The following is a 13,894-nucleotide window of genomic DNA, read 5'->3' on the forward strand; positions in this document are numbered from 1 at the left end:
CCCTATACTCCGCACCTCTCTGGTAGCTATTGACACTCAATCGAGCGAGAAAAAACAGCAATTACTGTCGGCTGTAAACTTCAGGCTCGTTCCATATCGTGAGATGATTGTCGATTGTTAGAGTTCCCTTTTCAAAAATACGGAGCTTCTTCTAGATCCGCAATCGCATTGTTGACTACGACGATATAGGTTCAGAGCGATCGTGCTTTTGGCGATAAGGGAGATGAAAGCTTGTTTGCTAGTAGAGGTAAAGATGTTCTGACTAGTAGTGTTGGTCGAGATAGTTTTTGCATGGTTACGGCAGAGTTACCTGAAAAGGTTAACACTATTACCGACTTTGAATTGGGAGTAGATAAAAGATGATGGTGATACCATAGTTAATGCCTTAGATCCAGATTTAGCAATTTTACGGGGTATTGAAGAGATTGAAGCTAGTGATTTTGTTTTTGCTTGAATTAAAAGATTAATAGCATATAGCTAAAGCTAAAATCGAATTTAACATTTCCAAGTTCGAGTTTCACAAACATGGCATTAGTTATAGCAGGCGATCGCTCTGGAACTGGGAAAACTACAGCTACCTTAGCGATCTTGTCTTTTTTAGCCCGAACTCATAAAGTGCAATCATTTAAAGTAGGACCCGATTACATCGATCCAATGTTTCACGCTGCGGTAACGGGACTCCCCTGTCGAAACCTAGACCCCGTATTAACTTCCGAGGCTTACGTTAAATCTTGTTTTGCCCGCCATGCTCAAAATGCCGATTGGGTCGTAGTTGAAGGAGTGATGGGTTTATTCGACGGTATTCGCTCTATAGGGGAAATTCGCGATTCATCTCTGCACGATTATGCCAGTACCGCTCATATTGCCAGATTATTAAACCTACCCGTTCTCTTAGTTTTGGACTGTTCTCGTATTTCGAGTTCCATCGCCGCCATCGCCTCCGGCTATGCCAATCTCGATCGCCAAGTCAAAATTGCAGGAGTCATTCTCAATCGCGTCGGTAGCGATCGCCACCTCGAATTACTTCAAGAAGCTCTCAATACTATCAATATGCCAATACTCGGAGTATTGCGCCGTAACCAAGTAGTTACCATACCAAATAGACATCTGGGCTTAATTCCCAGCGAAGAACTACCCCAGTTAACAACTATTTTTGCTCGACTCGCAGCCCTCGCCCAAACATGCTTCAACTGGGATAAACTTTACCCGCTTCTCAAACCCCAGCCTGCTTTCAATCTGAAAAACACACCCATGGTTACTACGATAACCTCAGACCCAGTAAAAATCGCTATAGCTCGTGATCGCGCTTTTAATTTCTACTATCAAGACAATTTCGATATCTTGAAAGATAGTGGTGCGGAACTAATTTTTTGGAGTCCCCTATCCGATTCAAAAGTACCTCAAGGTATTCATGGATTTTATTTTGGTGGTGGTTTTCCCGAAGTATTCGCCGCCGAATTAGCTGCCAATCACTTAATTTTACAACAACTGCGACAGCTAATTTTAGCAGGCATTCCCACCTATGCAGAATGTGGTGGTTTGATGTATTTATGCGATCGCCTAATCGATGTTGAAGGTCAAGAGCGATCGTTGGTGGGAGTAGTCCCCACTACGGCAGTCATGAAACCCAAACAACTAACTCTCGGCTATCGTCAGGCAACAGCGATGCAGGATAATCTTTTAATTTGCGCCAGACAAACCATACGCGGACATGAATTTCATCACTCCCAGCTAACCCAAGTTCCCGAAAAACCTCTATGGCAGTTAGAAAACTTTAATACCGATCGAAGTCGCACTACAGAAGGCTGGCAAATCGCCCGACTCCACGCCTCATATTTACATCTGCATTTTGGCGAATTTAAATTTCTCCCCCAAAAATTTATTGAATATTGTCGAAATTATCAAACTCAGTTATATTAACTAGAGATAAGTAATTATCGAAACACCGTTTAGGGATATAGGAGGTGATGCCCATGATAGATAGTAGTAGTAACATGGGTCTCCTAGTTGAAGTTAGCCGGCTGTGCGCCGGAGCCGCTCTCTAGCAGGCGATTGTTTTTTCTTCTCAGGAAGAAATTCAACTGCTATCTGTTGGAGTTCCTTCCGGCAGTTAGGTTTCAACTAAGAGATCCCCTAGACCGCTCTCACGACCCGATAGACGAATTAACAGTTTTCTGTTGGCTCAACTATCAATTTGTGAGAGCGGATAGTTTTTTGGAAATTTCATTCTGCTTCAAGGAAAATGGAGGTAATCTTGCTGCTGTATTGCGTATGAGTGCGTATGAGCTAGATCGGCAGAAAAAGTTACCTTGTTACCTTAACAATTGGGAAAAATTACAAAAGTTAAAGTATTTTAATCAAACGTTCCATTTCTTAGGCTTATGTAGGCTACCGTATAGTTCTAGCAGAAAAAATATGAGAAATTAATTATATAAAATTGCGGTCGATTGAATCGACAAAGGAGTTTAATTCAAATTAATCCACACAGCAGTGAATCACCAATGATTTCTCATAGCCTTTTACTGATAGATGATGACGATGATACGGTCGCACTGGTCAAATTTATTTTAGAAAGTGATACCGACTGGCAAATTTTCACGGCTTCAAGTGGCAAAGAAGGTATTGCCAAGGCAAGAGCGGAAACACCAGAGCTAATTTTACTGGATATAGCAATGCCGGAAATAGATGGACTAAATGTCTATCAGTCACTCAAATCCGATCCAACTACCAGTTCGATTCCGATTATGTTTATCACAGCTATGGTTGGGATCGAGGAAATAGTTAAATCGCGAATTACAGAAAATGTAGAAGTAATTACTAAGCCTTTCGACATTCTGGAATTATCAAATCGGATAAATAGAGTGTATGAAAGTTCTATGGTCCGCAGTAACTGAACTTAATTTAGAAATTTTTGTAAGAAGGTCGCTAGTAACAGGATTAAATTAGAATTTAATTCAGTAGGAAAAGAAAGTTTCCTTTATATTGAACCAACCAAAAAACAATCAAATATTATCAGCATTAACCCAACAAGAATATCAACGGTTTGGCAGCCGCCTCAAACCCGTACGACTTTCCCTGAATGAAATACTATTAGAACCCAATCAAAAGATTAGATCGCTATATTTTCCAACCAGAGGAGTGGTGTCTTTAATCTCAACGATGCAGGATGGCTCGTCTACAGAGATTGGTCTCGTCGGAAAAGAAGGAATGGTAGGGACACCACAATTTCTGGGAGATGGAGTATCTAATAGTTGTGCCATGGTACAGATTAAAGGGGCGGCAATGCAAATAGATGTGGAGGCGCTGCAAGAAGAATTCAATCGAAGCAAATTGCTACAAAAAATACTGCTGGGCTACGCCCTGCAATTATTCAATCAGGTAAGTCAATGTGCTGCCTGTAACAACCATCATACAGTCAAACAGCGAACCGCTCGCTGGTTGCTGATGCTCGACGATCGCACTAATAGTAACACGCTTGTAATAACCCAGCAATTAATCTCTCGGATGTTGGGGGTACGTCGTACCGGAGTATCGGAAATCGCCAAAGAAATTCAGCGGCAGGGAATCATTGACTATCAAAGAGGTAAGATTAAGATTCTAGACCGCGAAGCCCTCGAAGCAATTGCTTGTGAGTGTTATCAAATTGTCAAAATCAAGCCTCTTCTCTAGAGTTACTGCAGTATGCAGACCGATTAAACCGCATCTACAGACCTTAAATATGGTGATAGTAGAGAACTGATGCTGTGTTTAGAAGAAGTAAGTAAACTACTAGATTCCTATGCAGCAAGAATTGAGCAACGCAGATATTCTCCTGTCTCCTGACTCCTGATTCCTTCTCTCCTCCAAAGATACCGTAAAAAGTCAAGAATTGCCTCTCGTTTACAAGATGTATCTAATTTGACCGATAGTTGCCACAGCTTCAAAATGTTGAGTTTGTTGATTCAATGTCCGCTAGTGGACAGTAATCTAAGTATAATCAATACTACTTTAGATAGAGTTCGGTTGAATTTTAAAGAACTTGTCTTACTTGTCTCAATTCGGGCTGAGTGTGTAGTTAAATTTGAGATTTAAATAATAAATTGTCAGTTTCACAATCAGATTCGTCTAACCCAGTCAATCGGCTATTAGCCGCTTTACCGCAACAGGCATATCAACGTCTTGCGCCTCATTTGCAACCAGTGAAGCTTGCCCAACATCAAATTCTCTATCATGCGGGGGACAACTATGATTATGCTTACTTTCCCTCGCACTCAATTGTTTCTACTGTAGCGATTATGGAAAATGGCTCGACTACAGAAATTGGAGTCATTGGTAATGAGAGTATGGTAGGAATACCAATTATTTTAGAAACGGGTTATACCAACTCTACTGCCGTAGTTCAGGTAGGCGGAGATGGATATAGAATTGCTGCCCATAAGCTCCAAAAAGAAATACACCGTCAAGGAGAATTAAAGCGTCTGTTAATGCGCTACGTTCAAGCTCGAATCATCCAACTGGGACAAACTGCTGCTTGTAATCGCCACCATACTATCGAAAAGCGATTTGCTCGTTGGCTGTTAATGGTACGAGACAGCATCCAAAAAGATGAATTTAACTTAACTCAAGAGTTTATTTCTCAGATGCTAGGGGTGCGGCGTGCTGGAATAACAAATATTGCTATTGGTTATCAACAATCGGGCATTATTCAATATACACGAGGCTGGATAAAAATCATCTCTTCCAAACAACTAGAAGCTAGTACCTGTGAATGTTATCAGCTAATTGCTAGTGAGTTCGATTGCCTGCTGAAATTTTGAATATTCATCAATCGAGAGATTTTAAAAATAGAAATAGCTGGGTGACGATCTTGATAGCATAATAGATAACTCAAGCTATTTTTAGAGACTATGCGAATCGCTAATGATATTACCAAACTAATCGGCAGAACCCCCCTGGTCAGACTCAACCGCATTCCTCAAGCTGAAGGCTGCGTAGCAGAAATTTTAGTCAAGTTAGAAGGAATGAATCCCTCCGCCTCAGTTAAAGACCGCATTGGGGTCAATATGATTAATGCTGCCGAAGCAGAAGGTAAAATTAGTCCCGACCGAACTGTATTAGTCGAACCCACTTCTGGCAATACGGGGATCGCTCTAGCCATGGCAGCCGCTGCCAAAGGTTACAATCTAATTTTAACTATGCCCGAAACTATGAGCCAGGAAAGACGGGCAATGTTAAAAGCCTACGGGGCACAATTAGAATTAACCCCAGGACATGAAGGGATAAGCGGCTGTATTCGACGAGCGCAAGAAATACAGCAAACCACTCCCAATGCTTACATTTTGCAACAGTTTAATAACCCCGCCAACCCAGAGATCCACAGACGCACTACTGCTGAAGAGATTTGGGCAGATACCGACGGTAAAGTCGATATGATGGTAGCGGGAGTCGGCACGGGAGGAACGATTACGGGAGTCGCTCAGGTGTTAAAAAAATATAAGCCCGAATTTAAAGCGATCGCCGTCGAACCCTTTACTAGTTCGGTGTTGTCTGGGGGTAAGCCAGGTTCCCATAAAATTCAGGGGATCGGTGCGGGTTTTATTCCCCAAGTTTTACTAGTAGAATTAATCGACGAAATTATAGCAGTTACTGACGATGAAGCGATCGCCCTAGGTCGTCGTTTAGCCCGTGAAGAGGGCATTTTATCGGGAATTTCTACAGGTGCGGCTTTAGCAGCATCAATAAAACTCGCTCGCAGACCGGAAAATCGCGGCAAACTAATCGTCACGATCCAGCCGAGTTTTGGCGAACGCTATTTAAGTACTCCCCTGTTCCAAGATTTAGAAATACCTACTGTCGTAACTAACAATCATCATTAGTGCTATCCGTGAATCACTATCAAACTCTTCAAGTCAGTGCGCGAGCCAGCCAGCAAGAAATCAAGCAGGCTTATCGACGTTTGGCAAAGCGGTTTCATCCCGATAGTCAAACCGAAGCTAACTGCGATAAAATTGTCGCTCTTAACGCCGCTTATGAAGTCTTAGGAAATATTCAAAATCGGCGAATTTACGATCGCCAGCTACAGCTGAACTCAGTCGATGATTCTTCTCATCGTCAGCAAAGAAGTGCAAGAGCGCATCAGCAATATCGTCGCTATCGGCAAGCCCAGCAAGCTAGTGACTTCAATTATCAACTCTGGTTAGAACAAATTTATTTTCCGATCGATCGCCTGGCTTTGGAGATCCTCCAATCTCTAGGGGCAGAAATTGACGAATTAGCTGCCGACCCTTTCGATGATGAATTGATGGAGAACTTTATTGCTTATTTAGAAACCTGTCGCAGTAATCTACAATTAGCCCGACAAACTCTAGAGTCTCAGCCAAATCCATCCCAATTAGCTGGCGTAGCCGTTCATATCTACTATTGTCTCGATCGAATTGGAGACGGCATCAAAGAACTAGAGTGGTTTACGTTTAACTATGACTACCACAGCTTACATATGGGACAGGAGATCTTTAGAATTGCCAGTAAGCTGCGCGATCGCGCTCGGGATGAAATTAATTAATTATGCTTGAAGATCGCTGACAGATTACTTTACCCTACTCAATCGGTCGCTGGATGTAAAATCCAGCGCTGCGATTGAGTATTGCTCAAATAGCGGTATGAAATTAGTTATCCTAGAAACAATCTCGTTTACTTAAATTTACATTTTTTAACATCAACTCAAGATTTAGATTTATGGAATGTACCATTAATCGTCGCGCTCAGTTTTCCGCCAGTCACCGCTACTGGTTGCCAGAATTAGATGCAGTTGAAAACCAGCGTTGTTTTGGTGCTTGCAGCCGTTTTCCAGGTCACGGACATAACTATCTTCTCTATGTATCCTTAACAGGAAAATTAGACGACTATGGCATGGTGCAAAATTTGTCTCATGTCAAACAAGTAATTAAACAGGAAGTTACCAGCCAGCTAAATTATGCCTATCTCAATGATACTTGGCAGGAATTTCAGCAAACTTTACCTACTACTGAAAATATTGCCAGAATCATTTGGCAAAGACTAGCACCCCATTTACCTTTAACCAACATCAAACTATTCGAGCATCCCGAACTTTGGGCTGATTATCAAGGAAAAGATATGGAAGCATCACTCACAGTCAAAACTCATTTTAGTGCCGCTCATCGTTTGGCATTACCCAGCCTGAGCCTGGCAGAAAATACCGAAATCTATGGCAAGTGCGCCCGTCCCAACGGTCACGGACATAACTATCATTTAGAAGTTACGGTTAGGGGTGAAATCCATTCTCGTACAGGCATGATAGTAGATTTAGTCGCTCTGCAACAGGCGCTCGACGAACATATCGTCGAACCATTCGATCATACTTTTTTGAACAAAGATATTGCCTACTTTGCTGAAGTGGTACCGACAGCAGAAAATATTGCCCTTCGGATCGCCCAATTGTTGCGATCGCCGATCGAACAACTAGGTGTGGAATTAGATAAAATTAAATTAATCGAAAGTCCCAACAACTCTTGCGAAATTGACTGTCGCCAATTAGCAGACAATGCTGCTGCAGAAACCGAACGAGAACCAGTAATGTCTCGATAAAAGCTCCAGCTGAGAATGAAGCATTCCTTGGCGCTCGATGATGAATTTTAATATAGCTTGGATTTGACTGCGTAAGTTCTATAAGTATTTGATAATATGAGCAAAAGTTCCCTCGAATAGTAAACTGAGCTAGTACTGGATCGACAGTCAGAGATTACTGCGCAAGATAGCTCCGCAACCTGACGGGCGGCATAAACAAGGGGCTGACTCTGGAGGAAACCTCCAGAGCTTGTACGCCCAGTGCCTGGAGAGACCTCAGGCGACCCGCTCTCCTCTGACTGTTGGTAAAAAAAAGCTCTGCTATGTTAAAAATGGTCGATGCTCGAATTTAATTCAAGTGTTTATTAAGTCCCAAAATGGAGTAATCTCCAATTAATACTAATTTAGATGACAGGAGTGCATAAATATGGAATCTCAAACCCCACAAGTAACAGAGACCCCAAATCCAGCCGACTTTAGTGGCGAATCTCCAGGTAAGTTAACTACTACACCTAGTAAAACTGCCGCAGGTCAACAGGTGCAAGAAGCTTTGGCACCAATTCTAGATTTCTTAAACAAACTTCCAGATGATATAGGCAACTTCGTTTCCGCTAACACGAAACCACTGTTGTATATCGTCTTATTCATTGCAGCATTAGTCACGATCAAAATAGTTTTAGCGATTTTAGGCGCAGTTGACGGTATCCCCTTATTGTCTCCTTTGTTTAAGCTAGTAGGTTTAGGATACACCGGTTGGTTTGTCTATCGCTATCTCTTAAAAGAAGACTCTCGCCAAGAATTAGGACAAGAGTTTCAGTCGCTCAAGAGCCAAGTTTTAGGACGAGATTCTTCCAATTCGTAGTTTTTGGCATAAATGATGAAAAAATAGCACCAGGCTATCTTAGAGTGACAGCCTCTCTATTTTGCTTAAACTTAATAGTTTAAAGATTTTTTGTCCTCATATTTAATTCATGGGGACTATTTTATTTTTATTAGTTCATTAGCTCTAACTGACTCTCGATTTCTGCCAATGCAGTTTTTAAGGCGGCTAGATTTTTAGGTTCTCCATGAGCCGAACTCAGTCGCAACTTTTTAAGAATATTTTCTAATTTAAGAGCCAAAAACAAAGCCTGTTCGCCCATTTGATCTATCTGCTTTTGCTTATGAGACTGCAAGGTTTTACCTCGCATGGCTGTAAATATAATTTCTTCACCTTGATGACTGGGTGTCAACTCAATACGCAGCAATACCCGTTCTCGATCTCGCAGTTTCTCTAAGGCAACTTTTTTGGGCTGTTTCAAAGGAACTGGAGGTAGCTTGAGTAAAGCTTTAATTTTGTTAACTATGGCGGTAAAAACCGCAGGCTCGATTCTTTCCCAAGCCAATTCGATCGTGTCAAGACGACTGCCAGTAATTTTACAAAGATTGTGGTTACTTCTCAAACAAAGTCGATCGATTTCCCCATCGAGAAGCTGATTGTAGAGCTTTTGCCAAACCTGATGAGGTGTTGCGTCAGGAAACGGATTTGACGAATCCGTAGCTGATTCGTTGGCAATCTTTGCGGTGGAATCTACTGTAGCGGATTTAGTTTGGTGTGTAGATTTTGTAGTGTTTGTCGCTGGCTCGCTCATCTCAGCCAAATTAAAGTCTGGAGGAATCTCGGTTAGAGTCATTGAGCGGTCAAAAACAGGTTTTTCGGTCCGCTCTACAGATTTATTAACCAAGTCAGAAGAGAGAGGTTCGTCGGGAAGTTCTGGCAGTTCGTCTGGTCTGCCAATAACCGTTGGAGCGTAATTGGAGTGACGGGGTTCGTCAGGAAGTTCGGCAGAATTAGGTTTTTTGAGATAATTTACCAAAATTTGCTGATGAGTCTGTGAATCGATTAATTTGGGATTGAGAGTATAGCCAAAAGAGTTAATAATTGGGCGAATAAAATTGAGTGCGTCCTTATCTTCCAGATTTACCATTCCTATGGTTAGACGATCGCTATTTAACTCCATTGGCAAAATTTCATGGTGAAGACATAATTCCAAAGGCAAAACCCCATCGATGAGTCTGAAAATTTGTTTGCAATTAGCCATGCATTCAGCAAGTTCATCAGTTCGATCGCGGTCAGATAGGTCATTAAAGTGATTCATGGAGCAAATTTTTAAGAGACAATTATAATTAGTAGCTAAATAATTGATGACTATAGATGTACAGACGAGTCCATAAACTCAAAATACCCAAATAGAGCGTTAAATCTAGCAGGTATTTATAAAGACACTGTAAATTCGTCAAAATTTTGTTCCCTCCAAAAATTGTTAGTCCGACAATTCGATCTAAAATTCTTCTGAGAACTTGTTGAGGATATGCAGCAAATGACACGATCGCCAATTCCAGTAGTAGTAAACGGTGCCTTGGGGAAAATGGGACGCGAGACAGTTAAAACCGTAGCTCAAGCCGAAGACATGATACTAGTAGGAGCGATCGATACAAATCCCGCTCATCTCGGTGAGGATATTGGCGAAATCATCGGTTGCGGTGCCTTAGAGGTTCCCGTACTTAACGATCTGCAAAGTGTTCTGGTTTTAGCCACTCAGGAAAAAGTTCAGGGAGTAATGGTAGATTTTACCCATCCTGATAGTGTTTATGACAATACTCGTAGTGCGATCGCCTATGGAGTTCGTCCGGTAGTAGGAACGACGGGTTTGAGCGATAAAGAAATTAAAGATTTGGCTGAATTTGCTGAAAAAGCCACCACCGGAGCGTTAATCATTCCTAATTTTTCCATTGGCATGGTTTTACTGCAACAGGCTGCTATTACTGCTTCTCAATATTTTGAGCATGTAGAAATTATCGAACTGCATCACGATCGCAAAGCAGATGCACCGAGCGGTACGGCGATTAAAACCGCACAAATGTTGGCAGAAATGGGCAAAAACTTTAATCCACCAAAGGTACAGTCCAAAGAAACTATTTCGGGAGCTAGAGGCGGTAATGGCGAGGGCAATATTCCCATTCACAGTATTCGTTTACCAGGTTTAATTGCCCATCAAGAAGTAATTTTTGGCGCGACTGGACAAACTTATACTCTGCGACACGATACCAGCGATCGCTCCTGCTATATGCCCGGAGTTTTACTGGCAATTCGCAAAGTTACCGAACTTACTTCTTTAGTTTATGGTTTGGAAAAAATACTATAGTTATAGTTACTCGTGCTTTCAGATCTCGCTCCCGGGCTGTATTGGGAATGACAAGTGTTTACTTCGGGAAATGTAAAACCTTTTGCTTTTCCCGACATTGCTGTAGGAATAGAGCAATTACTGCTTGCTTGAGTTCAAACCTATAGGGTTAACTACTTACTACCCGTTTGAGTTGGAACTAAGTTTAATGTCGCTTTAGACTCGGTGGCGACTTTCTTGGCAAAAGTCAAACTGTCTCCAGCGCGATCGACTAAAATTGTATCTCCTCTGGTAAAGGTATTTTCTAGAATTTTAGTGGCAATAGGGTTTTGCAGTTCTCGTTGAATCGCTCGTTTGAGAGGACGCGCACCGTAAGCAGGATCGTAGCCTACTTCAACGATGTAGTCTCGTGCGGCAGTAGAAAGTTCGATCGCGATTTTTTGTTCTTCGAGTAGCTTCTCGATTTGCTTAATCTGAATTCCAACGATTTGGCGTAACTCTTCTCGTTTGAGACTGTGGAAAATGATCAGATCGTCGATGCGGTTGAGAAATTCGGGTCGGAAGTGATTTCTCAAAGCCTGAGTTACTCGCTTGTGAATCTGTTCGTACTGGCAATCGTCATCTCCGGTAAAGTTAAGGATATGTTCGCTACCAACATTACTAGTCATAACGATAATTGCGTTACGGAAGTCTACCACTCTACCCTGAGAATCGGTAATTCTGCCATCGTCGAGAACCTGGAGGAGTATATTAAATACATCTTTGTGTGCCTTTTCTACTTCATCTAACAGCACTACGCAATAGGGACGACGGCGTACTGCCTCCGATAGCTGTCCTCCCTCCTCATAACCGACATATCCAGGAGGCGCACCTACTAAACGAGATACGGCATGTTTTTCCATATATTCGGACATATCGATCCGCACCATGGCATCTTCGCTATCAAACAACAATGCCGCCAAAGCTCTCGCCAGTTCGGTTTTGCCAACTCCAGTCGGTCCCATGAACAAAAACGAACCAATCGGTCGGTTGGGGTCTTTCATTCCCGCTCTGGCGCGGCGAATTGCAGCAGCCACAGCAGTTACGGGTTCTTGCTGTCCGATAACTCGCTGGTGGAGATGTCCTTCTAGCTGTAGCAGCTTTTTCTTTTCTGACTCTAAAAGGCGATTTACAGGTATTCCCGTCCAGTTGGCGACGATTTCAGCAATATCGCTTTCACTTACCTGTTCTCTCAGTAAGGTTTTACCCTGAGATTGAATATCGAGTAATTGGATTTCTTTGGCTTCTAAATCGCGCTGTAAAACTGGCAATTTACCGTACTGTAACTCCCCAGCCTTAGTCAGATCGCCGTCTCTTTGTGCTTGTTCTACCTGCAATCTTAACTGTTCTTCTCGTTCTTTAAGAGCATTGATTGAATCGAGCAGTTCTTTTTCCGCTCGCCATTGAGATGCCAATCCCTCTTGTTTGCTTTTTAGGTCGTCAATTTCTGCCTGAATTTTTTCCAATCTTTGTTTAGCGGCGCGATCGATCGTATTAAAACCAGGACGCTGAGTTTGACCTTCTCCTTTTAACGAAACTTTTTCCATTTCTAGCTGCATGATGCGGCGATCGATGTCTTCTAATTCTGTAGGTTTAGAAGTAATTTCCATCTTCAGTTTCGCTGCAGCTTCGTCTACTAGGTCGATCGCCTTGTCTGGTAAAAAGCGATCGGTAATATAGCGATGGGATAGGGTTGCTGCTGCCACTAATGCCGAGTCGGTAATGGTGACACCGTGATGAACCTCATATCTTTCTTTGAGTCCCCGTAAAATTGAAATGGTATCTTCTACCGTAGGCTGTTTGACATAAACCTGTTGAAAACGTCTTTCTAAAGCGGGGTCTTTTTCAATGTGCTTGCGATATTCATCTAGGGTGGTGGCACCAATGCAACGCAATTCTCCTCGCGCCAACATGGGTTTGAGCAGGTTACCTGCATCCATCGCCCCTTCTCGCGAACCGGTACCCACTACCGTATGCACTTCATCGATAAATAAGACGATTTGTCCGCTCGATTCGGTTACTTCTTTTAATACTGCTCGCAGTCTCTCTTCAAATTCGCCGCGATATTTAGCTCCCGCAATCAGGCTACCCATATCCAAAGAAATTAACTGGCGATTTTTGAGGGATTCGGGAACATCGCTGTTGACAATTCTCTGTGCCAAACCTTCGGCGATCGCAGTTTTGCCGACTCCTGGTTCGCCAATCAACACGGGGTTATTTTTCGACCGACGGGAGAGAACCTGAATGACGCGGCGAATTTCTTCATCTCTACCAATCGTGGGATCTAATTTGCCTGATTTAGCAGCTTCGGTGAGGTCAATGCCGTATTTTTCTAATGCCTGATACTGTTCTTCTTGGTTTTGCTTGGTTACTTTCTGGGTTCCCCGTACCGATTTAATTACTTTCTCTAAATCCTGGGGGTCTAAATTAAAAGTGCGTAGAGTTCGCTTGCCGATGCGATTGTCTTCAGCAAATCCCATTAAAATATGTTCTACCGAGATAAATTTATCTTGCCAACTTTCCCGACAGGCTTCAGCACGATCTAACAGAGTATCCAATCCTTGACCGAGATAGAGTTGGGTAGCTCCAGTTTTAGGCTGGCGATGAGTAAAAACTTCTAACTGCTGTTTGAGACGAAAGGGATCGATGGTGGCTTTATCTAAAATTGTCTTTGCCAATCCTTGCTGTTCTAACAATGCCAAAATTAAATGTTCTACCTCTAAATTCTGATTTTGAAACAGTTTGGCTACTTCTTGCGATTTGACAATTCCATCCCAAGCTTGGTCGGTAAATTTACTTGAATCGGTAGGCTGCATACTGGATTAATTTAGTGTTCTTGATATAGTGTCTTTTATATCGCTCGTCGATCTAGGAATCTGACAAGATTGTACTGTTAAATTTAGCTTACAATTGAATACTCTTAAGTTTCTGTGGCTTAAGCTTTGCCAGCTAATATTCTCTCCACACATCCAAACTGTAGTAGCTAAAGTAGGTAGTACTTTCAATTTAGCTTAACTAGCTACCTGACTGTAAAGAAAAATTCAGTGCTTGCTAGTTGAGATAGAGGTTCTCGAAACGTAAGGATTCAGGTGCAAGCATGAGGAATAAGAGAAGGATAAGAACAATGT

At 42.3% G+C, this 13,894-nt stretch carries 12 protein-coding genes; 10 read left to right on the forward strand and 2 right to left on the reverse strand.

The window, feature by feature from the left end; translation table 11 throughout:
* Positions 1–231 precede the first annotated feature (231 nt).
* From ACLFKQ_RS25980 to ACLFKQ_RS26020, 9 genes are all read left to right on the forward strand, one after another.
* Positions 232–363 (forward strand): hypothetical protein, encoded by a 132-nt coding sequence (locus ACLFKQ_RS25980; RefSeq protein ID WP_449002570.1) that lies wholly within the window; start codon positions 232–234, stop codon positions 361–363.
* A 162-nt stretch (positions 364–525) separates the two neighbouring features.
* Positions 526–1,920: a cobyrinate a,c-diamide synthase gene (locus ACLFKQ_RS25985; RefSeq protein ID WP_449002571.1), complete on the forward strand. Its 1,395-nt coding sequence runs from the start codon at positions 526–528 to the stop codon at positions 1,918–1,920.
* Positions 1,921–2,501: 581 nt separating this feature from the next.
* Complete coding sequence (locus ACLFKQ_RS25990) at positions 2,502–2,894, forward strand: response regulator (RefSeq protein ID WP_449002572.1); 393 nt, start codon at positions 2,502–2,504, stop codon at positions 2,892–2,894.
* An 88-nt stretch (positions 2,895–2,982) separates the two neighbouring features.
* On the forward strand, positions 2,983–3,669 hold the full coding sequence (locus ACLFKQ_RS25995; RefSeq protein ID WP_449002573.1) for a Crp/Fnr family transcriptional regulator: 687 nt from the start codon (positions 2,983–2,985) through the stop codon (positions 3,667–3,669).
* Between the two features lie 410 nt (positions 3,670–4,079).
* Positions 4,080–4,796: a Crp/Fnr family transcriptional regulator gene (locus tag ACLFKQ_RS26000; RefSeq protein WP_449002574.1), complete on the forward strand. Its 717-nt coding sequence runs from the start codon at positions 4,080–4,082 to the stop codon at positions 4,794–4,796.
* Between the two features lie 90 nt (positions 4,797–4,886).
* Positions 4,887–5,855, forward strand: coding sequence for a cysteine synthase A (gene cysK, locus ACLFKQ_RS26005; protein ID WP_449002575.1), 969 nt, complete (start codon positions 4,887–4,889; stop codon positions 5,853–5,855).
* Positions 5,856–5,863: 8 nt separating this feature from the next.
* On the forward strand, positions 5,864–6,541 hold the full coding sequence (locus ACLFKQ_RS26010) for a J domain-containing protein (protein ID WP_449002576.1): 678 nt from the start codon (positions 5,864–5,866) through the stop codon (positions 6,539–6,541).
* Between the two features lie 173 nt (positions 6,542–6,714).
* Positions 6,715–7,584 carry a 6-carboxytetrahydropterin synthase gene (locus ACLFKQ_RS26015; protein WP_449002577.1) on the forward strand — a complete coding sequence of 290 codons (870 nt, stop codon included), beginning with the start codon at positions 6,715–6,717 and terminating at the stop codon, positions 7,582–7,584.
* Positions 7,585–7,990: 406 nt separating this feature from the next.
* The gene (locus ACLFKQ_RS26020; protein WP_449002578.1) at positions 7,991–8,425 is read left to right on the forward strand and encodes a CAAD domain-containing protein; all 435 of its coding nucleotides are present in this window, start codon (positions 7,991–7,993) and stop codon (positions 8,423–8,425) included.
* A gap of 130 nt (positions 8,426–8,555) precedes the next feature.
* On the opposite strand, the gene ACLFKQ_RS26025 is transcribed toward ACLFKQ_RS26020, so the two are convergent.
* Entirely contained in the window at positions 8,556–9,701 is a 1,146-nt protein-coding gene (locus tag ACLFKQ_RS26025; RefSeq protein WP_449002579.1) for a hypothetical protein, read from the reverse strand.
* Between the two features lie 222 nt (positions 9,702–9,923).
* On the opposite strand from ACLFKQ_RS26025, the gene dapB reads away from it, so the two are divergent.
* Positions 9,924–10,748 (forward strand): 4-hydroxy-tetrahydrodipicolinate reductase, encoded by an 825-nt coding sequence (gene dapB, locus ACLFKQ_RS26030; protein ID WP_449002585.1) that lies wholly within the window; start codon positions 9,924–9,926, stop codon positions 10,746–10,748.
* A 152-nt stretch (positions 10,749–10,900) separates the two neighbouring features.
* On the opposite strand, the gene clpB is transcribed toward dapB, so the two are convergent.
* A complete protein-coding gene (clpB, locus tag ACLFKQ_RS26035; RefSeq protein WP_449002580.1) occupies positions 10,901–13,582 on the reverse strand; it encodes an ATP-dependent chaperone ClpB in 2,682 nt (893 codons plus the stop codon).
* Positions 13,583–13,894 lie beyond the last annotated feature (312 nt).

The organism is Myxosarcina sp. GI1(2024), from assembly GCF_053543375.1.

Bases quoted from the DNA above. Each gene is read 5' to 3' on its own strand.
- ACLFKQ_RS25985 (WP_449002571.1), top strand. From the start codon at position 526: ATGGCATTAGTTATAGCAGGCGATCGCTCTGGAACTGGGAAAACTACA.
- ACLFKQ_RS25990 (WP_449002572.1), top strand. From the start codon at position 2,502: ATGATTTCTCATAGCCTTTTACTGATAGATGATGACGATGATACGGTC.
- cysK (WP_449002575.1), top strand. From the start codon at position 4,887: ATGCGAATCGCTAATGATATTACCAAACTAATCGGCAGAACCCCCCTG.
- ACLFKQ_RS26015 (WP_449002577.1), top strand. From the start codon at position 6,715: ATGGAATGTACCATTAATCGTCGCGCTCAGTTTTCCGCCAGTCACCGC.
- ACLFKQ_RS26020 (WP_449002578.1), top strand. From the start codon at position 7,991: ATGGAATCTCAAACCCCACAAGTAACAGAGACCCCAAATCCAGCCGAC.
- ACLFKQ_RS26025 (WP_449002579.1), bottom strand. From the start codon at position 9,701: ATGAATCACTTTAATGACCTATCTGACCGCGATCGAACTGATGAACTT.
- dapB (WP_449002585.1), top strand. From the start codon at position 9,924: ATGACACGATCGCCAATTCCAGTAGTAGTAAACGGTGCCTTGGGGAAA.
- clpB (WP_449002580.1), bottom strand. From the start codon at position 13,582: ATGCAGCCTACCGATTCAAGTAAATTTACCGACCAAGCTTGGGATGGA.